A 22,595-nucleotide genomic window follows, 5' to 3' on the forward strand; every position below is an offset into this window, starting at 1 on the left:
CCGATTTCGCCTGCCGGGCACGTCTTTAACTGGCAACGTACATGCGCATTGAAATAATATGAGTTATGTATCGTGCAAAACGACCGGTCATATTAAAACGTTAAGGCTGGCGGTGAATATAAAATATATTCTTTCCGGCACCTATTAAGCATTGCTAAACAAAGGCGAATAATTGCAGCAAAGCTCCTTAAATATGAGCGCGGCCATATTGTCTCATCGCAGGCGATGGTATCGCTTAAAGTGGCAGGAAACCAGTATCACAGGATGCTGCATATAACATTTTCACTAATACCCTGTTTTTATCTGACTTAAGTTAAATATCAGGTGGCTAACGGCGAAAGGTGAAACCAGCGTTGTTCATCAGGACAAACAACAACACGAATGCTATAAATCTTAATGCCGACCTAAATATAAAATCGTGGATATAATCATGCTAAGAAATATTAGTGTCAGAACCTTCATTGCCGGGTTCCTTTTATGTCTTTTCCTGGTTGATGCAGGTGTCGTTGTTCTATTTTCCAGCAAATCCTCTCTCTTTATTTCACTCAATATCATTAATTTCGTTGCGCTATTTTTGCTCTGGGGCTACATGACAAAGTATCTTGTGACGCCGATCAATACGGTGAAAAAAAGTATTGAAGAAGTGACTGCAGGCAATCTTGGCGTGACTATCCCTGAATTTGGCAATAACTGTGCAGGGCGTTTAATCCCCGGGATTAACAGCCTCTCCAGCAACATCGCGACCCTGGTACGCGAGATCAGGGCCTCGTCGCAAACCGCCATGACCTTGTCCGATCAACTCTCCGCGCGTAGCGCGCAGCTTTCGGTGAAAACAGAGCAGCAGTCTGCATCGCTGGTGCAAACGGCTGCCAGCATGGAGCAGATGGCAGCAAGTACCCGAAATAATGCCGATAACACCCGACTGGCCAGCGAGCAGGCAAACAGGGCGACACTGCAGGCGCGCAAAGGTGGCGAGTTGATGGGGCAGGTGGCCACCAATATGCAATCCATTACCGAATGTGCACAGCAAATGACGGAGATTATCTCGATGATCGACGGCATTGCCTTCCAGACGAATATCCTGGCGCTAAACGCGGCCGTTGAGGCGGCCAGAGCCGGTGACCACGGCAAAGGGTTTTCGGTGGTGGCAGAAGAGGTGCGAAACCTGGCCCACCGCAGCGCGGACGCCGCCAAAAACATCAAAACGCTGATTGAAGTGACCAGCAATAACGTTACTCAGGGCGTGACCGTTGTGTCCGAAGCTGAAAAGAATATGCAAGAAATTGTGACCGGCTCCGGCAATGTCAGCCAGTTGATGGATGACATTTTCACCTCGACGTCAGAGCAGGAGAAAGGCATTTCCCAGATTACGCTGGCCTTATCTGAGCTGGAACGGGTCACGCAAAGTAACGTTACGATGGCAGAAGAACTCAACGGATCCTCTGATGTACTGCGTAATCAGGTAAGTGAACTGCAGGCGCGGACGCGTAACTTCCGGCTCGAAAAGGGGTATCAGGTTGAATCCACGCCTTCGCATGCTGCCCCGCTGTCATTCCACTCGCGTCCCGGTCACTCCCTCTGATGCGCGAAAAGAGCCTGGTCACCGGGCTCTTTTATCCCGACTTCTCGCCGCTGAATTATCCTCCCGTGCGGTCTGAAAAGGCGCCTGGCGGAATACGGTTATTTCCTGAGCGAATTCAGCGCGATGCGAAACATAGTTGTTGCTTAACCCCTGATGAAAGCTAGACTGACAACGAAAGAGCTGAAAAGGGGGAGGCGCGGTGGAGAGTATAAAAGGATCAGAACTAAACGTTCCTGATGCAGTTTTTGCCTGGGTGCTGGATGGTCGTGGCGGTGCCCGACCGCTGGAAGACAACGATGTTATTGATAATGAGCATCCCTGCTGGCTACACCTTAACTATACCCATCCGGACAGTGCCGACTGGCTGGCCACGACGCCGCTCCTGCCGAACAACGTGCGTGATGCGCTGGCGGGTGAAAGCCTGCGGCCACGTGTGAGCAGAATGGGGGACGGCACGCTCATCACTTTGCGTTGCATTAACGGCAGCACCGATGAACGTCCTGACCAGCTGGTCGCGATGCGTGTTTATATGGACGATGGTCTGATTGTCTCCACCCGTCAGCGTAAAGTTCTGGCGCTGGATGATATCGTGAACGATCTGAAAGAGGGCACCGGGCCGACCGATTGCGGAAGCTGGCTGGTGGACGTCTGCGACGCGCTGACTGACCATGCGAGTGAGTTTATCGAAGAGCTGCACGATAAAATCATCGACCTCGAAGATAACCTGCTCGATCAGCAGATCCCGCCGCGCGGTTTTCTGGCGCTTCTGCGTAAGCAGTTAATTGTCATGCGCCGTTATATGACGCCACAGCGGGACGTATACGCGCGTTTGTCCAGCGAAAGGCTCAACTGGATGAATGACGATCAGCGACGCCGAATGCAGGATATTGCCGACAGGCTGGGCCGCGGACTTGATGAAATCGATTCCTGTATTGCCCGCACGGGCGTCATGGCGGATGAAATCGCGCAGGTGATGCAGGAGTCACTGGCAAGAAGAACCTATACGATGTCGCTGATGGCAATGGTCTTTCTGCCGAGCACATTCCTGACGGGATTGTTTGGCGTGAACCTGGGCGGAATTCCCGGCGGCGCGGCCCATTATGGCTTTACCACATTTTGCGTCATGTTAGTTGTTTTGATCGGTGGTGTTGCATGGTGGTTGCATCGTAGTAAATGGCTGTAAATTTACGCTTTTTTCAGCTTTTACGGAGATCAAAACGCTCTTTTAATTGAGCGAAGTCAATAAACAATGACCCCGTAAGGTGCAATATTACTCCCGCAGGTGAATGCAACGTCAAGCGATGGGCGTTGCGCTCCATATTGTCTTACTTCCTTTTTTGAATTACTGCATAGCACAATTGATTCGTACGACGCCGACTTAACTAGTCGGCTTTTTTTTGCCTCCTGTTCCCCAGCGTCTACCCTAAAAGGGACGTCAGTAAAACCTGGAGGGAATGATGAGCATCTTACTCGCTCTGCAACTGCAGTATTCACGTCAGTCCGATCCGATCCCCACCGATCCGACGCCGATGCCCGATCCTGTTCCGCGTCCGCAACCCATGCCTGACCCGCCGCCCGATGAAGAACCGATTAAATTGTCGCATCGAACCCCGAGATCTGCGAGGATACGCGCCATCTGACCGCAAAGATGACCACGAGAGACTATTGTGACCGCTTTTTCAACCCTGAATGTACTGCCCGCCGCCCAACTCGATAACCTCAACGAGTTGGGATACCTCACCATGACGCCTGTTCAGGCGGCCGCATTGCCCGCCATTCTTGAGGGGCGTGATGTACGCGTTCAGGCTAAAACAGGGAGCGGAAAAACGGCGGCTTTCGGTCTGGGTCTGCTACAGCATATTGATGCTGCGCTGTTTCAGACGCAGTCTCTGGTGCTGTGCCCAACCCGCGAACTGGCGGACCAGGTCGCGGGCGAGCTGCGTCGTCTGGCGCGATTCCTGCCTAACACCAAGATTTTAACCCTCTGTGGCGGACAACCGTTTGGCGCACAGCGTGATTCGCTTCAGCATCCACCACACATCATTGTGGCGACGCCTGGCCGACTGCTCGACCACCTGCAAAAAGGTACGGTCTCGCTGGATGCATTACACACGCTGGTCATGGATGAGGCAGACCGGATGCTAGATATGGGCTTCAGCGATGCTATCGATGAAGTGATCCGTTTCGCGCCTGCAGACCGTCAGACGCTGTTATTTTCGGCGACCTGGCCTGAAGCGATCGCCGCAATCAGTGGCCGCGTGCAGAAAAATCCGCTCACCATCGAAATTGACAGTGTTGATGCGCTGCCTGCTATCGAGCAGCAGTTTTATGAAACGTCCCAGCATGGAAAAATCGCGCTCCTGCAGAAGGTGCTCAGTCAGCATCAGCCCGCTTCCTGCGTGGTGTTCTGTAACACCAAAAAAGATTGTCAGGCGGTCTGTGACGCCCTGAATGCCGCAGGTCAGAGCGCGTTATCGTTGCATGGCGATCTGGAACAGCGCGATCGCGATCAGACGCTGGTCCGTTTCGCCAACGGCAGCGCCCGCGTGCTGGTTGCCACCGACGTGGCGGCGCGCGGTCTGGATATTAAATCGCTTGAGCTGGTCGTGAACTACGAGCTGGCATGGGATCCTGAAGTACACGTTCACCGTATCGGCCGTACTGCGCGTGCCGGAAACAGCGGTCTGGCCATCAGTTTCTGCGCACCGGAAGAGGCGCAGCGCGCCAATATTCTGTCTGAAATGCTGCAGATTAAGCTTAACTGGGTGAATGCACCGGGCAACGTCAGTCTCGTTCCGCTGGAAGCTGAAATGGCAACGCTGTGTATTGATGGCGGTAAAAAAGCCAAGATGCGTCCGGGTGATGTGCTCGGTGCGCTGACCGGAGACGTGGGGCTGGATGGGGCGGATATCGGCAAGATTGCGGTACATCCTGCACATGTTTATGTTGCTGTTCGCCAGTCGGTTGCCCATAAGGCCTGGAAACAGCTGCAGAACGGGAAAATCAAGGGTAAAACCTGTCGCGTTCGTCTGCTGAAATAAGGTTTAAACGCGTCTCAGACGGTGGTCTGAGACGCGTTTGCGTTATTTCACTATTTCACTTCTACGACATTCAGGCGCAGTTCTTCAAACTGATTGTCATCTTCTTCTGGCTGCCAGCCAGCAGGTTTCACGGGGATCTCTTCCCGGTCAAACGCCAGATCGCCGCCATTCACCACTTCCGACTCATGGTTGATGCCTTTGAAATCGAAAAGCTCAACGTCCGCGAGGTGAGAAGGCACCACGTTCTGCATCGCGCTGAACATGGTTTCGATACGGCCCGGGTAGCGTTTGTCCCAGTCACGCAGCATGTCACCAATCACCTGACGCTGCAGGTTCGGCTGAGAGCCGCACAGGTTACATGGAATGATCGGGAACCCTTTGGCCTGAGAGAACCGCTCGATATCTTTCTCGCGGCAGTAGGCAAGCGGGCGGATCACAATGTGTTTGCCGTCATCGCTCATCAGTTTTGGCGGCATGCCTTTCATCTTGCCGCCGTAGAACATGTTCAGGAACAGCGTCTGCAGGATATCGTCGCGGTGATGGCCGAGTGCGATTTTGGTTGCACCCAGTTCTGTCGCGGTACGGTACAGGATGCCGCGGCGAAGACGAGAGCAGAGCGAGCAGGTGGTTTTGCCTTCCGGGATCTTCTCTTTCACAATCCCGTAGGTATTTTCTTCTACGATTTTGTACTCAACACCCAGTTTTTCCAGGTATTCCGGCAGAATGTGCTCCGGGAAACCAGGCTGCTTTTGATCGAGGTTAACCGCCACCAGGGAAAACTTCACCGGCGCGCTTTGCTGAAGATTACGCAGGATCTCCAGCATGGTGTAACTGTCTTTACCACCTGACAGGCAGACCATAATGCGGTCGCCTTCTTCAATCATATTGAAGTCTGCAATGGCTTCACCAACGTTACGGCGCAGACGCTTTTGCAGTTTGTTCAGGTTGTATTGCTCTTTCTTATTAATATCTTGATTTTGTTGCATTTAATCTGTACTCAAATTTCAAATGGGGCACCAGTGGGGCAAACGGTTTAGAGGGGCAGCTTCTTTCCGCATTGCCCACTCTTTGCTGTTCATCTCTTCACTCTATGAAGCTTAGATTTCAAACACCCTCTGCGCATTTTAGTGCCCCATCTGACTGGCAATAAAAGACGGGTCAGCGCCTGCGGTTAACCACCAGCATGCGAAAGTGTGCCGTGTATGGTACGGATTGTTGCGCCGAATGCCAGCACGTTTTACAGGATTTTGAATTGTGGATGGCAGCAACCTTGCTTTGTGATATCGCGTATAATGCGGCTTCGACATACTCTGAACATTCCAGTGGCTTGTGCTATGACCCTCAATCGCTTTAGTTATTTGCTTCTGTTGATCGCCGCAATTGGAAGTCTATTCACCTCGCATCCGTTCATCCTGTGGCTCCTGCTTATCAACGTACTGACGTTAGCGATGTATGGCGCCGACAAAATGGCGGCGCGAAGGGCCATGCGCAGAGTGCCGGAAGCCACACTGCTGGTATTTGGCCTTATCGGCGGATGGCCCGGGGCGATTATAGGTCAGCAACTGTTTCGCCATAAAACGCAAAAGCAGCCCTTCAAAACCTACTTCATTGTCAGTGTCATCGTCAGTATTTCAGCGATGGTGGCGGTGTACCAACTCTTTCCTGTTTTAACGTACTGAGCGTGTACAAACGGAATGCAATAACGCGCTGACCACGGTAGATAACTAAAAACGACTGCCAATAGTAGTAGGAATATTCTTAAGGTGTTGCTGTTTTTTGCACGATCTGAATAATGTGTGCAACGACACGGATGACAACATCTCATGAAAATTCAAACTATTACACTGGCAATGCTGGTGGTCGTTTCTGCGCCTTCGAGGTCAGCTTTTCAGGAGCGGGAATATAATACCTGGTATATAAAAAATGCTGTTCTTTACGATATGACCCAGACTTCAGACGGTTTCCCGGTCATGTTGAGCATCTCCCAGCCTGAGCGGAAATCAGCAAATTTGCTGGTCTCCTATATCACCGAAGGGCGCTGTGGCGGGACCCGACAAGAACTTAACGTGAATGGCAAAGTGCTTCCGGCCACGTATTATTGTGTTCAGGTCGGGCAGAACCGGATAGAGCATTTTTCGGTGAAAGATGCACAGAGCGTTAACGGCATGGTTAACCATCTGAAATCGGATTTTACCTTACTTCTTCAAAACGACATCAAGGTCTGGGCCGCGAACATTAATGCGCCCAAATACGGCCTCGCGCCGCGATTCTGACACGTACACCTCGACCTCATCACCTGTTAGCTAAGGGGTTACGCCCTGTATCACAGAATAAATAGCATCCGTGACAACGCCACGTTTTACCACAATCCTGCTACGCTTTTTGTGTTGTACAAGGGAGCACAAACATGAAGAACAAAGATGAACAAACGGGATTAGTGGGACTGGCAATTGGTGCCGCCGTTATCGGTCTTGTTTCAGCACAGCAACCCATCCATCGCGACAGTATTGTGAGTGAACTGGTCAGACTCGGCAGACAGAAAGGCGATGGCGTTGAAGATGAGGTTTTCGTTAAGGCTGCCGAGCTCGTGAGAAAGGGGGTGTAACCGATGGCTGATATTCGTCATGCACAGTGCCATTGTGGCGCGGTGGCGTTTACCGTTGAACTCTCAGACGGATTAAATACCGCCCGGCGCTGCAGCTGCTCTTTTTGCCGGATGCGGGGCGCCGTGGTGGTCTCGGCACCGCTGTCGGGCATTACCGTAACGAAAGGGGCGGATAAGCTCACGGAATATCGTTTTAACACAGGAACAGCCCGCCATTTCTTCTGCTCGGTCTGCGGGATTTATACCTTCCATCAGCGGCGTTCAAATCCCAACGAATACGGCGTGAATGTGGCCTGTTTTGAAAATGTGACCCCCTTTGATTTTGCCGAAGTGACGGTGATGGACGGCGTTAATCATCCCGCGGATGGCGACAGCGGGGTTTTCGGCTACCTCTCTTTTCGTCAAAAAGAAGCATAACTGCCGCCTGGCCAGATTTTAACAATGCGGCCTATAGTGGGGAGTGGGTATCCGAAACAGGAGAGAAATATGCTGTATGTTGAGAAAGACGATCCGCGTGAGGCGCCTGAGTCAGGTGATAAAAAGCCTCAGCCGGTCAAAAAATAGTCCGTTGATACGTTTCCCGCCACCGGCCCTGCTGGTGGCGTATTGTTTGGGGGAAACCTTAACTGCCATCCAGATGGTTCAACAGCGCGCCGAGATGCCCAACGACACCACCAAAATCAAAAATTAACGCCATCCATATAATCGCCAGAAGGGTAAGTACGGCAACTGATACACGACCAAACAATGCAGTTATCCTTAATGAAGCAAAGTCTATAAGGTGAGTGTACACGGGTTTCTTTAAACTTACCCTTAACGACACCGTCATAAATTTTCCTTTTGAGATGATTCACACATTCACTGAGCCGACAGGCGCGAAGAGAGGGAAATATGATGGGAGAGAAGAGGAGGGCTGGCTTCAGGCGTCGCAACGAAAATAACGAGCCCGCATCACGATGCGGGCTCTTGGGATCAGAACTGGTAAACCAGACCTAATGCAACGACATCATCCGTGCTAATGCCGTTATTTTTGTAGAAACTGTCATCTTCATCCAACAGGTTGATTTTATAATCAACGTAGGTGGACATGTTTTTGTTGAAGTAGTAGGTTGCGCCTACGTCAGCATATTTAACCAGATCCTGATCGCCCTGACCGTTGGCCAGGTCTTTACCTTTAGACTGCAGATAAGAAATTGCCGGGCGCAGGCCGAAGTCGAACTGATATTGCGCGGTCACTTCAATGTTTTGCGTTTTATTGGCCACGGCATCCGTATTATCGCCATAAGGGGTCATATTGCGGGTTTCAGAATACATTGCCGCCAGATAAATATTGTTGGCGTCATATTTCAGGCCTGCAGTCCAGGCATCCGCTTTATCACCACCGGCAGTGGTATTCATCACCTGCTCGTTGGTACGGTCAGAAGAGGTATAGGCAGCACCCGCGCTGATACCCATGCCAAAGTCATAGGTGGTGGAGATACCGAAGCCGTCACCGTTCTCATGGCGCGTGTCGCGACCATTGTTGGTGCCTTCCTGGTTGTTGCTGGCATCTTCGTTCTTACCCTGATACTGCAGGGCAAAGTTCAGACCCTGTACCAGACCATAGAAGTCAGTGTTACGGTAGGTTGCGACCCCGTTGGCACGGCCAGTCATAAAGTTGTCTGCATTGGTGTAAGAGTCACCACCGAATTCAGGCAACATATCGGTCCAGCCTTCCACGTCGTACAGAACGCCATAGTTACGACCGTAATCGAAGGAGCCATAGTCACCGACTTTAACACCGGCGAAGGCCAGACGCGTCCATGACTGGTTATTAGACCCTTCAGTGTTATTGGCCTGGATGTTGTATTCCCACTGGGCGTAACCGGTCATCATGTTGTTGATCTGGGTTTCACCCTTGAAGCCCAGACGCATATAAGTTTGATCGCCATCTTTAGAGGCATCGTCGGAGAAGTAATGCAGACCATCTACTTTTCCGTACAGATCTAATTTATTGCCGTCTTTATTATAAATTTCTGCAGCATGCGCAGCGCCAGCCATTAACAGCGCTGGAATCATCAGGGCCAGTACTTTTCTTTGCATTTTGGAATTCCTTTGCAGTTGTTTTTATTTAATTACGTATTGAACTTTCCACACGAGAAAGCTGTCTCATGCTAAGGAAGGTGCGAATAAGCAGGTCATGTCTTCCCAAGCTGACTCGTTGATTAAAATTTCGCGGATCTGGGCCGATTTTTTTCCCGCAAACACATCGAATCAGCCTATTTAGGCTATTTTTTCCACCATTTCTGGCGTTATTTCCGGTTTTTACTGAGATCTCTCCCACTGACGTATCATTTGGTCCACCCGAAACAGGTTGGCCAGGGTGAATAACATCGCCAGTTGGTTATCGTTTTTCAGCAGCCCCTTGTATCTGGCTTTCACGAAGCCGAACTGCCGCTTGATGATGCGAAACGGGTGCTCCACCCTGGCACGGATGCTGGCTTTCATGTATTCGATGTTGATGGCCGTTTTGTTCTTGCGCGGATGCTGCTTCAAGGTTTTTACCTTGCCGGGACGCTCGGCGATCAGCCAGTCCACATCCACCTCGGCCAGCTCCTCGCGCTGTGGCGCTCCTTGGTAGCCGGCATCGGCTGAGACAAATTGCTCCTCTCCATGAAGCAGATTACCCAGCTGATTGAGGTCATGCTCGTTGGCCGCGGTGGTGACCAGGCTGTGGGTCAGGCCACTCTTGGCATCGACACCAATGTGGGCCTTCATGCCAAAGTGCCACTGATTGCCTTTCTTGGTCTGATGCATCTCCGGATCGCGTTGCTGCTCTTTGTTCTTGGTAGAGCTGGGTGCCTCAATGATGGTGGCATCCACCAAAGTGCCTTGGGTCATCATGACGCCTGCTTCGGCCAGCCAGCGATTGATGGTCTTGAACAATTGACGGGCCAGTTGATGCTGCTCGAGCAGGTGGCGGAAATTCATGATGGTGGTGCGATCCGGCAGGGCGCTATCCAGGGATAATCGGGCAAACAGGCGCATGGAGGCGATTTCGTACAGGGCATCTTCCATGGCACCGTCGCTCAGGTTGTACCAATGCTGCATGCAGTGAATACGCAGCATGGTCTCCAGCGGATAGGGCCGTCGGCCATTGCCCGCCTTGGGATAAAACGGCTCGATGACAGCGGTCATATTCTGCCATGGCAGAATCTGCTCCATGCGGGAGAGGAAAATCTCTTTTCGGGTCTGACGGCGCTTAGTGCTGAATTCACTATCGGCGAAGGTGAGTTGATGGCTCATGATGTCCCTCTGGGATGCGCTCCGGATGAATATGATGATCTCATATCAGGAACTTGTTCGCACCTTCCCTAAATCACTCCTCACCAAGAACAATAAAATATAATTGTTACGAGTTAAGTTAATTCTTAACCGGATTATGCGGCGGAAATAGTCATTGGCTTTATGAATGATTTAAAGCTAATCATATTAAATAAAAATTATTAATTGCCCCTTAAATCAGATAATCTCAGCGGCGTTATATGCCTTTAAGATTTTTCATCCATAATTTATGTGAATGTCATTTAGTGAATTAACGTGATATTCATTAATTATCTGGACTCGCCCGGTGTGAATACAGCGGGCTTTTTTTATGGCAAAAAAATGCCCGGACAAGCCGGGCAGAGGGAGAGTCAGTCGCGGGTGGGTTTTTCCGCTTTTCCGGCCATTTGCGCCAGGAAATCATACCGTTTTTGCAGATCGGCGGCGGCATCTTTCCACAACTGCTCGGCCACCTCTGGTTGTTGCGCGTTGAGGCGACGGAAGCGCTGTTCCTGCATTAACGTTTCGGCCAACGCATCGGAAGGCGGGCGTGAATCCAGCGCCAGAGGCAATTTACCTTCATCGGCGCGGCGCGGGTCGAACCGGTAGAGCGGCCAGAAGCCGGTTGCGGTCAGCTGGCGCATCTGATCGTGGCTGAGTGCCAGGTCGTAGCCATGCTCTTCACAAGGGCTGTAGGCAATGATCAGCGACGGACCCGGGTAGGCTTCCGCTTCCTGAATGGCTTTCACCGTCTGGTTCAGCTGCGCGCCCAGCGAGATTTGCGCGACATACACGTGGCCGTACATCATCATGCTGACGCCGAGATCTTTACGCGCCTTGCGCTTGCCGTGTTCACCAAACTTAGTTACTGCGCCAAGCGGAGTAGCTTTTGACGCCTGGCCACCGGTGTTGGAATAGCACTGCGTATCCAGAACCAGAATGTTGACGTTTTCGGTAAGGCTTAACACGTGATCCAGCCCGCCAAAGCCGATGTCATACGCCCAGCCGTCACCGCCAATCAGCCAGATTGATTTTTCCACCAGCGCGTCAGCGTCGGTCAACAGTTGCCCGGCACCTTCTACGCCCTGCAGAGCGTTGCGCAGTTCCGCAACCTGCTCACGACGACGTTCTGGCGTTGCATCGGCGTGCAATGCGTCATTCAGCTCCGCCGGGATGTGGCCGGCAAACTGTTCCAGTAACCGCATCACGCGTGCGCGGTGCTGGTCAACGGTCAGACGGAAGCCCAGACCAAACTCGGCGTTATCCTCAAACAACGAGTTCGCCCATGCCGGACCGCGGCCATGGGCGTCGGTGGTGTACGGCGTGGAAGGCAGATTACCGCCATAGATTGATGAACAGCCCGTGGCGTTAGCGATCAACATTCTGTCGCCGTACAGTTGCGTGAGCAGCTTGATATACGGTGTTTCACCGCAGCCAGAGCAGGCGCCTGAATACTCGAACAGCGGAGTAATGAGCTGCGAGGTACGAATATCAATACGCTCCAGCGTGCTGCGGTCGATCTCCGGCAGGTTCAGGAAGAAGTCATAATTTACCTTCTCTTCTTCGACATGCTCGAGGCGCGACATCATATTGATGGCTTTGATGTCCGGATCCTGACGATCTTTCGCCGGACAGACCTCAACGCACAGATTACATCCGGTGCAATCTTCCGGAGCGACCTGCAGAACATACTTCTGTCCGCGCATATCACGGGATTTCACATCAAGTGAATGCAGGCTGGCCGGGGCGTCTTCCATCGCTTCCGGGGAGACCACTTTGGCACGAATGGCCGAGTGCGGGCAGGCTGCTACGCAGTGGTTGCACTGGGTACACAGCTCCTCTTTCCAGATGGGGATTTCTTCGGCGATGTTGCGTTTTTCCCAGCGCGTGGTGCCCATCGGCCAGGTGCCATCCGGTGGCAGCGCGGAGACGGGAAGGGCATCACCCAGCCCGGCCAGCATGGCTGCCGTCACGGTTTTCACGAAATCCGGTGCCGCGTCAGAAACCACCGGTGGACGGTTCGGGCTGGACGCATCAACCGCTTGCAGCGGTACTTCAAATAAAGACTCGCGTGCCAGCGCCAGCGCCTGCCAGTTACGCTCGACCAGCTCCTGACCTTTACTGCTGTAGCTTTTGGCAATCGCCCCCTGCAGTTCCATTAGCGCGCTGTCTCCCGGCAGGATCTGCGTCAGGTGGAAGAAGGCCATTTGCATCACGGTGTTAATTCGCGCGGCAAGGCCACACTCGCGGGCAATTTTTGCAGCGTTAATGACGTAGAAGCGGGCTTTTTTCTGGTTCAGCACCGCCTGCACTTCCTGCGGCAGTCGCGACCAGACTTCATCCACGCTGTATGGCGTATTGAGCAGGAAAATACCGCCCGGTTTCAGGCGCTCTGCCATCTGGTACTTATCGATGAACTGCAGCTGGTGACAGCCCACAAAATCAGCCTGCGAGATAAGGTACGCCGAGCGGATAGGGTGCTCGCTGACACGCAGGTGGGAAACGGTCAGCCCGCCTGCTTTTTTGGAGTCGTAGACAAAATACCCCTGGGCATACCACGACGTGGAGTTCCCGATAATCTTAATGTTGTTCTTGGTCGCGGAGACGCTACCGTCGCTGCCCAGTCCATAAAACAGCGCCTCAAGTTTTGCGGTGGAAGGCAGCGTGTTTTCCGGCAGGGGCAGAGAGAGGTTGGTCACGTCATCATAAATACCGACGGTAAAGCGCGGTTTTGGTTTAGCCTCGCTCAGCTCATTAAACACCGCCAGCACACAGTCCGGGCCAAACTCTTTGGAGGACAACCCATAGCGACCCCCGATCACGCGCGGCAGTGTTTCGCGCTCACCGCAATTAAACGCTTCAGCCAGCGCGGACATGACGTCCAGATACAGAGGTTCTGCGTGGGCGCCAGGCTCTTTAGTGCGATCGAGCACCGCCACGGTGCGCGCGCTTTCCGGCAGGGCGGAGAGCAAATGTCGCGCGGAAAACGGTCGGTAGAGCCGCACTTTGAGCACGCCGATTTTTTCACCACGGGTCAGCAGTTCATCCACTACCTCTTCACAGGTGCCAATGGCTGACCCCATGAGCACAATGACCCGTTCCGCCTGCGGATGACCGTAGTATTCAAACGGTTTGTATTGCCGTCCGGTGGCCGCGGCAAAATCATCCATCGCCTGCTCAACGTGATCATAAACGGCGTTGTACCACGGGTTCGTTGCTTCCCGGGACTGGAAATAGGTATCCGGGTTGGCCGATGTCCCGCGGATCACCGGGTGTTCCGGGTTCAGCGCACGGGCGCGATGCGCGTCGATATCCGCTTGCGGCAGAAGATTGAGGAGCGTGTCGTCTGCCAGCGGAACGATTTTATTGATTTCGTGAGAGGTACGAAAACCATCAAAGAAATGAATAAAGGGCACGCGACTCTTCAGCGTCGCCATATGCGAAATTAACGCGAAGTCCTGTGCTTCCTGAACGCTGCTGGCGCACAGCATGGCGCAACCGGTCTGGCGGACGGCCATCACGTCTGAGTGATCGCCAAAGATGGAGAGGGCGTGTGTCGCAACGGTTCGTGCGGCAACGTGAAGCACAAACGGGGTAAGTTGTCCTGCCAGTTTATAGAGCGTCGGGATCATCAACAATAATCCCTGCGACGACGTGAATGACGTCGACAAAGCACCGGTCTGCAGCGCCCCGTGGACGGTCGCGATAGCGCCAGCCTCAGACTGCATTTCCACAACTCTTGGGACGTCGCCCCAGACGTTTTTCAGTCCGTTGCCCGCCCAGGCATCGGCCTGTTCGGCCATCGTAGAACTTGGCGTAATTGGGTAGATGGCGATAACTTCACTGGTGCGAAACGCGACGGACGCGACTGCACCATTACCGTCAATAGTTTGCATAGGACAACACCCTTACATTGCGCAAAAAAAGGAGCCCGAAAAAAACACAACGGGCTTTGAATATTATTCCCTTAGTTTAGCAAAGGTCGGATTTTACGATTTTCGCTTTTGTGTCCTCGGTATTCTCGACATCAATGAGTAGATCAATCTTTTGGCGAAAAAATTGCGAGAAATTGTTTCAGGAGCGCATAAATACGCACTTTCGCTCTCGACGACACGGCATGTGATGCCTATTATGCATAGGTTTCGCATTATTAATGGGGGAGAGAGAGCATGCGTTCAGCATTTTGGGTCGGGTGTGCCGCGTTATTATTATCGGCATGCAGCAGTGAACCTGTTCAGCAGGCAACGGCGGCACACGTAACGCCGGGAATGAAAGCGGCGATGTCCAGCTCCGGACAAGCCAACTGCGCGATGATTGGCGGCTCGCTGTCTGTTGCCCGCCAGCTTGACGGCTCAGCTATCGGGATGTGCGCATTGCCAAACGGCAAACGCTGCAGTGAACAGTCGCTTGCCGTAGGATCCTGCGGAAACTACTGATTACTCCGCACGCTTAAACATTAGCGTTTTATCGGCTGTCGCCAGCGTTAACTGGTCTTCAGTCAGGTCGACCTGCGCCCCTTTGCGCAGCATGTCGCCAATGGCCTGATCCAGTTCGTTTAACTGTGGTTCGGTACAGAGCTTGCGCGTCATGGCGAGCGTTTTGACCTTGAGCTCACCTTCGGACAATTTCCCCTGTCCGTTAAACGTGTTACACATCACGCCGGAAACGCTAATGTTATTAACCAGACTGATATCAGACAGGGCTTTGAAGCTGATCTCTGGTTGCGTTGTCGTGGCCTTAACGGCTTTCCCGTCCACATTCTCCAGCACAAAACGGTGGCTCTTAAGTTGGTCCGGCTGAACGGAGGCTTTACCAGGATTAACGCACCCGGTGAGGACAAGACTGATAACACTTAACGCAATGAGCTTTTTCATTTTTCTTCTCAGACGATAGATACTGTGAATCTTTTTTTCAGTGTAACGATACTCTGCCGTGCGTTAATGGGGTTTATCTGAAAGTGCGGGCGGGTACCGGGCAACGTTGGCGTTGCCCGCAATACGATCAGTGCGATTTAAACCCTGCGGCCGTCATTAACATGCGAAAGAGCATACTGACCGCCGCCAGTGCCAGTACGCTGCCGCCCCAGATAATGGCCAGCCACATGACTCTTTTCCAGAAAGGTTGTTGCATCAGTGATAACCCTCTCCATGCTGTACTTTTCCGCGAAACACGTAGTAACTCCAGAAGGTGTAGACCAGAATCACGGGAATGATCAACAACGCGCCCACCAGCATAAAGCCCTGGCTTTGTGTCGGAGCCGCCGCCTGCCAGAGCGTGATTGACGGGGGAATAATGTGCGGCCAGATGCTGATCCCAAGTCCGCTAAAGCCGAGAAAAATCAGCCCTAACGTCAGGATAAACGGCAGATGATGGCTCTCTGGGTTATTCAGGCAACGCCACTGACACAGGCTCAGGATCACCACCAGCGCCGGCACGGGCAGCAGGAAGAAGAGATTCGGCAGGGTAAACCAGCGCGCGGCGATGGCCGGCTGCGCCAGTGGCGTCCAGAGGCTGATTGCTGCAATGAATACCAGAAGCAGGATCAGTAGCGTTCTGGATACCCGTCGCATTCGCTGTTGCAGCGCGTTTTCGCTTTTCATCACCAGCCATGTCGAGCCTAACAGCGCGTAGGCCACCACCAGACCTGCGCCGCAGAACAGGTTAAAAACGGTCAGCCAGTCGAACGGTCCGCCACTGTAGGCACGCCCGGTGACGCTAAAGCCGTTGATCACTGCGCCCACCGTCATGCCCTGGGTAAAGGTCGCCAGGATCGAGCCGCCAATAAACGCTTTATCCCAGAAAGGGCGGTGTGCCGGCGTGGCTTTAAAACGAAACTCAAATGCCACGCCCCGGAAAATAAGTCCGATCAGCATTAACGTCAGCGGAATAGTGAGGGCATCAATAATGACCGCATAGGCCAGCGGAAACGCGCCAAACAGCGCTGCACCGCCGAGCACCAGCCAGGTTTCATTGCCGTCCCAGACCGGCGCAACGCTGTTCACCATCACATCGCGATCGTCGGCATCAGGCGTAGCCGGGAACAGGATACCTATCCCCAGATCAAAACCATCCATCACGATATACATCAGCGTGGCAAAGACGATGATAACAAACCAGATAATGGAAAGATCGATACCCATTATGGTTGCTCCTTATGTTCAGTAGTAACGGCAGAAAGCGGGCGTGCGGGACGTCCATCGGACTCGGTGGCAAACGATTCATGAGGCTGAGGTCCTTTTTTAATCAGGCGGACCATATAGCTGTAACCCACGCCAAATACGGAGGTGTAGACGACGAAGAAGGCCAGCAGACTCACGCTCATATGCAAGTCACCATGGGCAGAAACCGCATCCTTCGTTCGCTGAAGCCCGTAGACGACCCACGGCTGGCGGCCCACTTCGGTAGTGACCCATCCGGCCAGGATGGCAATTAGCCCGGAGGGTCCCATCAGGAGAGCAAACCACAGGAAGGGACGCGAAGCGTACACGCGTTTTTTATAACGTAACCAGAGTGCCGTCACCCCAAGCAGCAGCATCAGCATGCCTAAGCCCGCCATAATGCGGAATGACCAGAAGACGATGGTGGAATTTGGCCGGTCTTCCTTTGGAAATTCTTTCAGTGCCGGAACCTGTTTGTCGAGGCTGTGCGTCAGAATAAGGCTGCCAAGCGCCGGGATCTCCAGCCCAAAGCGGGTGCGCTCCTGTTCCATATCCGGCCAGCCAAACAGCAGCAGCGGGGTGGGTTCACCCGGTGGGTTCTCCCAGTGGCCTTCAATGGCTGCTATTTTGGCGGGCTGGTGCTTCAGGGTGTTCAACCCGTGCATATCACCTACCATCGCCTGAAGGGGAGCCACAATCAGGGTCATCCACAGCGCCATGGAAAACATCGCACGGATGGCGGGGGTGTTGTTTCCGCGCAGCAAATGCCAGGCTGCGGATGCGCCGACAAACAGGGCGCTACTCAGGAAGGCCGCTATCGACATATGCAGCAGGCGATACGGGAAGGAGGGGTTAAACACCACGGCAAACCAGTCTACCGGCACCACCTGTCCGTTGACGATTTCAAAGCCCTGTGGCGTCTGCATCCAGCTGTTTGATGAGAGGATCCAGAAGGTTGAGATAACGGTCCCCAGCGCCACCATGCAGGTTGCAAAGAAATGCAGACCCGGCCCGACTTTATTCCAGCCGAACAGCATAACGCCGAGGAATCCTGCCTCGAGGAAGAAGGCAGTAAGCACTTCGTAGGTCAGGAGCGGGCCGGTAATACTGCCGGCAAATTGTGAAAACCCACTCCAGTTGGTCCCAAACTGGTAGGCCATGACCAGCCCGGAGACCACGCCCATACCGAAGTTAACGGCAAAAATCTTCGACCAGAAATGGTACAGCGAACGCCAGACCGGGTTTTTGGTTTTCAGCCACAGGCCTTCTAGCACTGCGAGATAACTCGCCAGACCGATGGTGATTGCCGGGAAAATAATGTGGAAGGATACGGTAAAAGCAAACTGTATCCGTGCAAGGTGAAAAGCATCTAATCCAAACATGCACAACCTCAATGTCAAACGGTGTGCTGTTATGGTATAGGGGCGAAATAACGAGTATCAGACGCAGAAAAGCGAAATTTACCTATAACAGTTCATGAAAACATCACGCTTTGCACATCTGATATAGCTTGCATGAAAGAATAAAAAAATTATTTTTATGAAATTTATGCATTAAACAGCTTGCCTTGTTATCAACATCATGCGTTAATGGCCCTCTGGGTTTGAGTCCAAATAAACATCTGACGTAGTTTTATAAAGCAGTTCTCATCACGTTGTGCCTCTCCGCAGCCTCTCTTGGGTCTTTTTCTACACTCCGATTAGTTTTTGTTTCAAACCACTATCGCCTGAAGGGCCCATTAAGCAATTAACGTTTTTACGTTTACAGGAGAATCCTATGACTTCTTATATCCATTTCCGCTGCCCATGCTGCCATGGTTCGCAGTACCGTACCTCAGCTTTTGATGTGTCTGAGAAAAACCCGTTCGGTGCAAAATGCATTTTTTGCAAATCGTCGATGATTACCCTCGATCATCTGGCCGCTGCCCGCCACGCTCAGCGTAACGTCACCGAACTGCGTAAGTAATGCATCTGGCTAACTATAACAGTTAGCAAAATCTTCTCTTTTTCTCCTGCTGATATACACTGTCGGTCATAAGGAGAATCTGATGAAAAAATACCAGCGTCTGGCGCAACAAATTATCTCGCAGATCGAGCTTGGCGTATGGTTGCCGGGCGATAAGCTGCCTTCTCTGCGAGAGCAGGTCGCGAGCAGCGGCATGAGTTTTATGACCGTGGGCCACGCGTATCAGATGCTGGAAAGCCAGGGGCGTATCGTCGCCAGGCCGCAGTCGGGCTATTACGTTGCCTCGCGCCCGACCGCCCAACAACCTGCGCCGCCTGCCCAGGTGATGCGGGACGAAGTGGTAGATATCAACACCTATATCTTCGACGTATTACAGGCCAGCCGCGACCCGTCGGTTGTTCCTTTCGCTTCTGCCTTCCCCGACCCCCGGCTTTTCCCGTTGCAGCAACTTAACCGTTCGCTGGCCAATGTCAGTAAAGCCGCCACAGCAATGAGCGTGATTGAAAACCTGCCTCCGGGTAACGTTGACCTTCGCCACGCCATTGCCCGCCGCTATGCGCAGCAGGGAATGAATATCTCGCCGGATGAGATTGTCATAACCGCAGGCGCACTCGAAGCCCTGAATCTTAGCCTGCAGGCCGTTACCGAGCCTGGTGACTGGGTGATTGTCGAAAACCCCTGTTTCTATGGTGCACTGCAGGCGCTGGAACGCCTGAAACTCAAAGCGCTGTCGGTGGCGACGGACGTCCGCGAAGGGATCGATCTGAATGCGCTTGAGCAGGCGCTCAATGAGTATCCGGTCAAAGCCTGCTGGCTCATGACCAACAGTCAAAATCCACTCGGCTTCACGCTCAGCGCAGAAAAAAAAGCGCACCTGGTCGCGCTTCTCGCCAGGCACAACGTCACCCTGATCGAAGATGATGTCTACAGCGAACTCTATTTTGGCCGGGAGAAACCCCTGCCAGCGAAAGCCTGGGATGGTGACGATATGACGCTGCACTGCTCGTCCTTCTCGAAATGTCTGGTGGCGGGGTTTCGCATCGGCTGGGTGGCGGCAGGTAAACATGCGCGACGCATTCAGCAGCTACAGCTGATGAGCACCTTATCGACCAGTTCACCCATGCAGCTGGCGCTGGTGGATTACCTGGCGACAAAACGCTATGACGCCCATCTTCGCCGCCTGCGACGCACGCTGGCCGAACGCAAACAGCAGGCGTGGCAGTCGCTTTTGCGCCATATGCCGGCAGGCGTCAAAATTCATCACAACGACAGCGGCTATTTTTTGTGGCTGGAACTCCCGGCGCAGCTGGACGCCGGGCTGCTGAGTGAGAAAGCGCTAATGCACCACATCAGTATTGCCCCCGGTAAGATGTTTTCGACCTCTGACGCCTGGACACCGTTCTTCCGGTTTAATACCTCCTGGGCGTGGGGGGAGCGGGAAGAACAGGCTGTGATTCAGTTAGGGAAATTAATTAGCAGCATGCTCGAATAATAATCTCCGCACCTTTCTAAAATAATCATTCCTTATCCTGATGGCGGTACGGCGAATATTCCGCAGTACCGCATCATAGGAAATCTGCATACCGCCTCTCAACGCTAACTCCTTGTCTATAATCCAGTTAACGGGGAATGCGCCCTCGGTCACACCTTGATGAAATTTCTTTAAGCCGCACGGTGCGGCGCATTTGCGCGGTCTACGTTTAATAAGGGAGATATTTTTACGGCACGGCTGCCGCTAAATTTCATTGCGACAGGAGTAATTCTTATGAGCAAAAAATTTGCCCGCAGCAGCCTGTGCGCGCTCGGCATGACCCTCATGACAGCGCACGCCGCAGAGCCACCGAAGGCTATCGGCGACGGGGAAGGACGACTGGATATTATTGCCTGGCCCGGGTACATCGAACGGGGACAAACCGATAAAAATTATGACTGGGTCACGCAGTTCGAAAAAGAGACCGGCTGCGCGGTGAACGTTAAAACCGCGGCCACCTCGGATGAAATGGTTAGCCTGATGGCTAAAGGAGGATACGATCTGGTCACTGCCTCGGGCGATGCCTCACTGCGCCTGATCATGGGGAAACGCGTTCAGCCGATTAACCCGGACCTTATCCCAAACTGGAAAACTCTCGACCCGCGGATCGTCAAAGGTGAATGGTTTAACGTCGGCGGCAACGTCTACGGCACGCCGTATCAGTGGGGGCCAAACCTGCTGATGTACAACAGCAAAACGTTCCCGACGCCGCCGGACAGCTGGAGCGTCGTCTTTACGAAACAGAATTTACCTGACGGTAAAACCAATCAGGGCCGCGTGCAGGCCTATGATGGCCCGATTTACATCGCCGATGCGGCGCTGTTTGTCAAAGCCACGCAGCCGCAGCTGGGTATCACCGACCCGTACCAGCTAACAGAAAAACAGTATGCCGCCGTACTGAAGGTATTGCGTGACCAGCATGCGCTGATCCACCGCTACTGGCATGACACCACCGTTCAGATGAGCGACTTTAAAAATGAAGGCGTAGTGGCCTCCAGCGCCTGGCCCTATCAGGCCAATGCCCTGAAAGCGGAGAACCAGCCTGTTGCCACTGTTTTCCCGAAAGAAGGGGTAACCGGCTGGGCGGACACCACCATGCTGCACGCGCAGGCCAAGCACCCGATGTGCGCCTACAAATGGATGAACTGGTCGCTGACGCCTAAAGTGCAGGGCGATCTGGCGGCCTGGTTTGGCTCGCTGCCCGTGGTACCGGAAGGGTGTAAAGCCAGCACATTGCTCGGCGATAAAGGCTGCGAAACGAACGGCTACAACTATTTCGACAAAATCATGTTCTGGAAAACCCCGATTGCAGAAGGCGGCAAATTCGTTCCTTACAGCCGCTGGACACAGGATTACATCGCCATCATGGGCGGCCGTTAATCGCAGGAGCAGAACATGACGTACGCAGTAGAGTTTAATGACGTTTCCCGTCTGTACGGTGACGTGCGGGCGGTGGATGGGGTCACCATTGCTATTCATGACGGAGAGTTTTTCTCCATGCTGGGGCCTTCGGGCTCCGGCAAAACTACCTGCCTGCGTCTGATAGCCGGTTTTGAGCAGCTGTCAGGCGGCGCAATCAAAATCTTCGGTAAAGAGGCGAGCGCACTTCCCCCATGGGAACGCGATGTGAATACCGTGTTCCAGGATTATGCGTTGTTCCCGCATATGTCGATCCTCGATAACGTCGCGTACGGACTCATGGTCAAAGGTATCGACAAGAAAACGCGGCATGCACAGGCGCGTCAAGCGCTGGAAAAAGTGGGGCTAAGCTTTGCTGTCACGCGTAAGCCTTCGCAGCTTTCCGGGGGGCAACGTCAACGTGTCGCCATCGCGCGGGCGCTGGTCAATGAACCCCGGGTATTGCTGCTGGATGAACCGCTCGGCGCGCTCGATCTTAAACTGCGTGAGCAGATGCAGTTCGAGCTGAAAAAGCTGCAACAGGAGCTCGGCATCACCTTTATTTTCGTCACTCACGATCAGGGGGAAGCCCTGTCGATGTCTGACCGGGTCGCGGTTTTCAATAATGGCCGCATTGAGCAAGTCGACACCCCGCGCGATCTCTATATGCGTCCAGGAACGCCATTCGTGGCGAGCTTTGTCGGGACCTCAAACGTGTTTGACGCCGGTATGGCACACAACGTGTGCGGGATGGAAGGCATCTATTCTTTACGGCCGGAACATATTCGCCTCAATGAGAGCGGTGAGGTTCAGGTTGAGGGCGTGGTGCAGGCAGTACAGTATCAGGGGGCGGCAACGCGTCTTGAGCTAAAACTCGCTGACGGTGCAAAACTGCTGGTCAGCCAGGCCAATTTTAGCGATGCCGCAACGCTGAGCGGCGTGACGCCGGGACAGGCGGTGATGGCGTCGTGGTCACGTGATGCCATGGTTCGCCTGCAAGAGGAGAGGTGAC

General features: G+C 53.2%; 24 protein-coding genes and 1 pseudogene. 14 read left to right on the forward strand and 11 right to left on the reverse strand.

The genetic code is table 11. The features are described 5' to 3' along the window. Positions 1–430 precede the first annotated feature (430 nt). From HV157_RS00860 to dbpA, 4 genes are all read left to right on the forward strand, one after another. A complete protein-coding gene (locus HV157_RS00860; RefSeq protein ID WP_083599680.1) occupies positions 431–1,582 on the forward strand; it encodes a methyl-accepting chemotaxis protein in 1,152 nt (383 codons plus the stop codon). Positions 1,583–1,781: 199 nt separating this feature from the next. Next, on the forward strand, positions 1,782–2,765 hold the full coding sequence (gene zntB / locus HV157_RS00865; RefSeq protein WP_032680913.1) for a zinc transporter ZntB: 984 nt from the start codon (positions 1,782–1,784) through the stop codon (positions 2,763–2,765). Positions 2,766–3,039: 274 nt separating this feature from the next. Further along, the gene (locus tag HV157_RS00870; RefSeq protein ID WP_020882481.1) at positions 3,040–3,222 is read left to right on the forward strand and encodes a hypothetical protein; all 183 of its coding nucleotides are present in this window, start codon (positions 3,040–3,042) and stop codon (positions 3,220–3,222) included. 27 nt (positions 3,223–3,249) lie between these two features. After that, on the forward strand, positions 3,250–4,623 hold the full coding sequence (dbpA, locus tag HV157_RS00875; RefSeq protein ID WP_014170312.1) for an ATP-dependent RNA helicase DbpA: 1,374 nt from the start codon (positions 3,250–3,252) through the stop codon (positions 4,621–4,623). A 50-nt stretch (positions 4,624–4,673) separates the two neighbouring features. Here the strand turns inward: dbpA and ttcA are convergent, their stop codons facing one another. Next, complete coding sequence (ttcA, locus tag HV157_RS00880) at positions 4,674–5,609, reverse strand: tRNA 2-thiocytidine(32) synthetase TtcA (RefSeq protein WP_032678259.1); 936 nt, start codon at positions 5,607–5,609, stop codon at positions 4,674–4,676. 114 nt (positions 5,610–5,723) lie between these two features. Then, positions 5,724–5,864, reverse strand: a pseudogene (locus HV157_RS00885) (tyrosine-type recombinase/integrase); the annotation flags it as partial. 93 nt (positions 5,865–5,957) lie between these two features. Here HV157_RS00885 and HV157_RS00890 point away from each other — a divergent pair. From HV157_RS00890 to HV157_RS26145, 5 genes are all read left to right on the forward strand, one after another. After that, positions 5,958–6,302, forward strand: coding sequence for a DUF1294 domain-containing protein (locus HV157_RS00890; RefSeq protein WP_047356425.1), 345 nt, complete (start codon positions 5,958–5,960; stop codon positions 6,300–6,302). A 144-nt stretch (positions 6,303–6,446) separates the two neighbouring features. Next, a complete protein-coding gene (locus tag HV157_RS00895) occupies positions 6,447–6,896 on the forward strand; it encodes a hypothetical protein (protein ID WP_020884006.1) in 450 nt (149 codons plus the stop codon). A gap of 134 nt (positions 6,897–7,030) precedes the next feature. Next, positions 7,031–7,228: a hypothetical protein gene (locus HV157_RS00900; RefSeq protein ID WP_014170281.1), complete on the forward strand. Its 198-nt coding sequence runs from the start codon at positions 7,031–7,033 to the stop codon at positions 7,226–7,228. 3 nt (positions 7,229–7,231) lie between these two features. Next, complete coding sequence (locus tag HV157_RS00905; protein WP_047356426.1) at positions 7,232–7,645, forward strand: GFA family protein; 414 nt, start codon at positions 7,232–7,234, stop codon at positions 7,643–7,645. Positions 7,646–7,714: 69 nt separating this feature from the next. After that, on the forward strand, positions 7,715–7,792 hold the full coding sequence (locus HV157_RS26145) for a hypothetical protein (protein ID WP_223263916.1): 78 nt from the start codon (positions 7,715–7,717) through the stop codon (positions 7,790–7,792). 58 nt (positions 7,793–7,850) lie between these two features. Here the strand turns inward: HV157_RS26145 and HV157_RS00910 are convergent, their stop codons facing one another. From HV157_RS00910 to nifJ, 5 genes are all read right to left on the reverse strand, one after another. Then, on the reverse strand, positions 7,851–8,057 hold the full coding sequence (locus HV157_RS00910; RefSeq protein ID WP_063934306.1) for a hypothetical protein: 207 nt from the start codon (positions 8,055–8,057) through the stop codon (positions 7,851–7,853). A gap of 143 nt (positions 8,058–8,200) precedes the next feature. Beyond that, on the reverse strand, positions 8,201–9,310 hold the full coding sequence (ompC, locus tag HV157_RS00915) for a porin OmpC (RefSeq protein ID WP_020884010.1): 1,110 nt from the start codon (positions 9,308–9,310) through the stop codon (positions 8,201–8,203). Positions 9,311–9,338: 28 nt separating this feature from the next. Next, positions 9,339–9,551: a hypothetical protein gene (locus tag HV157_RS26410; protein WP_341767533.1), complete on the reverse strand. Its 213-nt coding sequence runs from the start codon at positions 9,549–9,551 to the stop codon at positions 9,339–9,341. Then, the gene (locus tag HV157_RS00920; protein ID WP_000019445.1) at positions 9,533–10,513 is read right to left on the reverse strand and encodes an IS5-like element ISKpn26 family transposase; all 981 of its coding nucleotides are present in this window, start codon (positions 10,511–10,513) and stop codon (positions 9,533–9,535) included. Before HV157_RS00920 ends, HV157_RS26410 begins: the two co-directional genes overlap by 19 nt. A 389-nt stretch (positions 10,514–10,902) precedes the next feature. Then, the gene (nifJ, locus tag HV157_RS00925; protein WP_176587181.1) at positions 10,903–14,427 is read right to left on the reverse strand and encodes a pyruvate:ferredoxin (flavodoxin) oxidoreductase; all 3,525 of its coding nucleotides are present in this window, start codon (positions 14,425–14,427) and stop codon (positions 10,903–10,905) included. 273 nt (positions 14,428–14,700) lie between these two features. On the opposite strand from nifJ, the gene HV157_RS00930 reads away from it, so the two are divergent. Continuing rightward, positions 14,701–14,967, forward strand: a complete 267-nt coding sequence (locus HV157_RS00930; protein WP_014170276.1) for a DUF333 domain-containing protein — start codon at positions 14,701–14,703, stop codon at positions 14,965–14,967. Here the strand turns inward: HV157_RS00930 and hslJ are convergent, their stop codons facing one another. The 4 genes from hslJ to HV157_RS00950 all read right to left on the reverse strand — a co-directional run bounded on the left by hslJ (position 14,968) and on the right by HV157_RS00950 (position 18,071). After that, a complete protein-coding gene (gene hslJ / locus HV157_RS00935) occupies positions 14,968–15,405 on the reverse strand; it encodes a heat shock protein HslJ (protein ID WP_014170275.1) in 438 nt (145 codons plus the stop codon). A 127-nt stretch (positions 15,406–15,532) separates the two neighbouring features. Beyond that, entirely contained in the window at positions 15,533–15,661 is a 129-nt protein-coding gene (locus HV157_RS00940) for a DUF2474 domain-containing protein (RefSeq protein WP_014170274.1), read from the reverse strand. After that, positions 15,661–16,671: a cytochrome d ubiquinol oxidase subunit II gene (gene cydB, locus HV157_RS00945; protein ID WP_032678254.1), complete on the reverse strand. Its 1,011-nt coding sequence runs from the start codon at positions 16,669–16,671 to the stop codon at positions 15,661–15,663. The genes HV157_RS00940 and cydB overlap by 1 nt, the downstream gene beginning before the upstream one ends. Continuing rightward, on the reverse strand, positions 16,671–18,071 hold the full coding sequence (locus HV157_RS00950; RefSeq protein WP_113656265.1) for a cytochrome ubiquinol oxidase subunit I: 1,401 nt from the start codon (positions 18,069–18,071) through the stop codon (positions 16,671–16,673). The genes cydB and HV157_RS00950 overlap by 1 nt, the downstream gene beginning before the upstream one ends. A 394-nt stretch (positions 18,072–18,465) precedes the next feature. On the opposite strand from HV157_RS00950, the gene HV157_RS00955 reads away from it, so the two are divergent. The 4 genes from HV157_RS00955 to HV157_RS00970 all read left to right on the forward strand — a co-directional run bounded on the left by HV157_RS00955 (position 18,466) and on the right by HV157_RS00970 (position 22,594). Beyond that, positions 18,466–18,654, forward strand: coding sequence for a hypothetical protein (locus HV157_RS00955; RefSeq protein WP_020884014.1), 189 nt, complete (start codon positions 18,466–18,468; stop codon positions 18,652–18,654). Positions 18,655–18,736: 82 nt separating this feature from the next. Continuing rightward, positions 18,737–20,146, forward strand: coding sequence for a PLP-dependent aminotransferase family protein (locus HV157_RS00960; protein ID WP_182268621.1), 1,410 nt, complete (start codon positions 18,737–18,739; stop codon positions 20,144–20,146). Positions 20,147–20,419: 273 nt separating this feature from the next. Next, positions 20,420–21,565: a putative ABC transporter substrate-binding protein YdcS gene (gene ydcS, locus HV157_RS00965; protein ID WP_020884016.1), complete on the forward strand. Its 1,146-nt coding sequence runs from the start codon at positions 20,420–20,422 to the stop codon at positions 21,563–21,565. Between the two features lie 15 nt (positions 21,566–21,580). Continuing rightward, positions 21,581–22,594 (forward strand): ABC transporter ATP-binding protein, encoded by a 1,014-nt coding sequence (locus HV157_RS00970; protein WP_020884017.1) that lies wholly within the window; start codon positions 21,581–21,583, stop codon positions 22,592–22,594. Position 22,595 lies beyond the last annotated feature (1 nt).

Origin of the sequence: Enterobacter sp. RHBSTW-00318 (assembly GCF_014101375.1) — a bacterium.
In the GTDB taxonomy this organism is placed as follows: domain Bacteria; phylum Pseudomonadota; class Gammaproteobacteria; order Enterobacterales; family Enterobacteriaceae; genus Enterobacter; species Enterobacter ludwigii.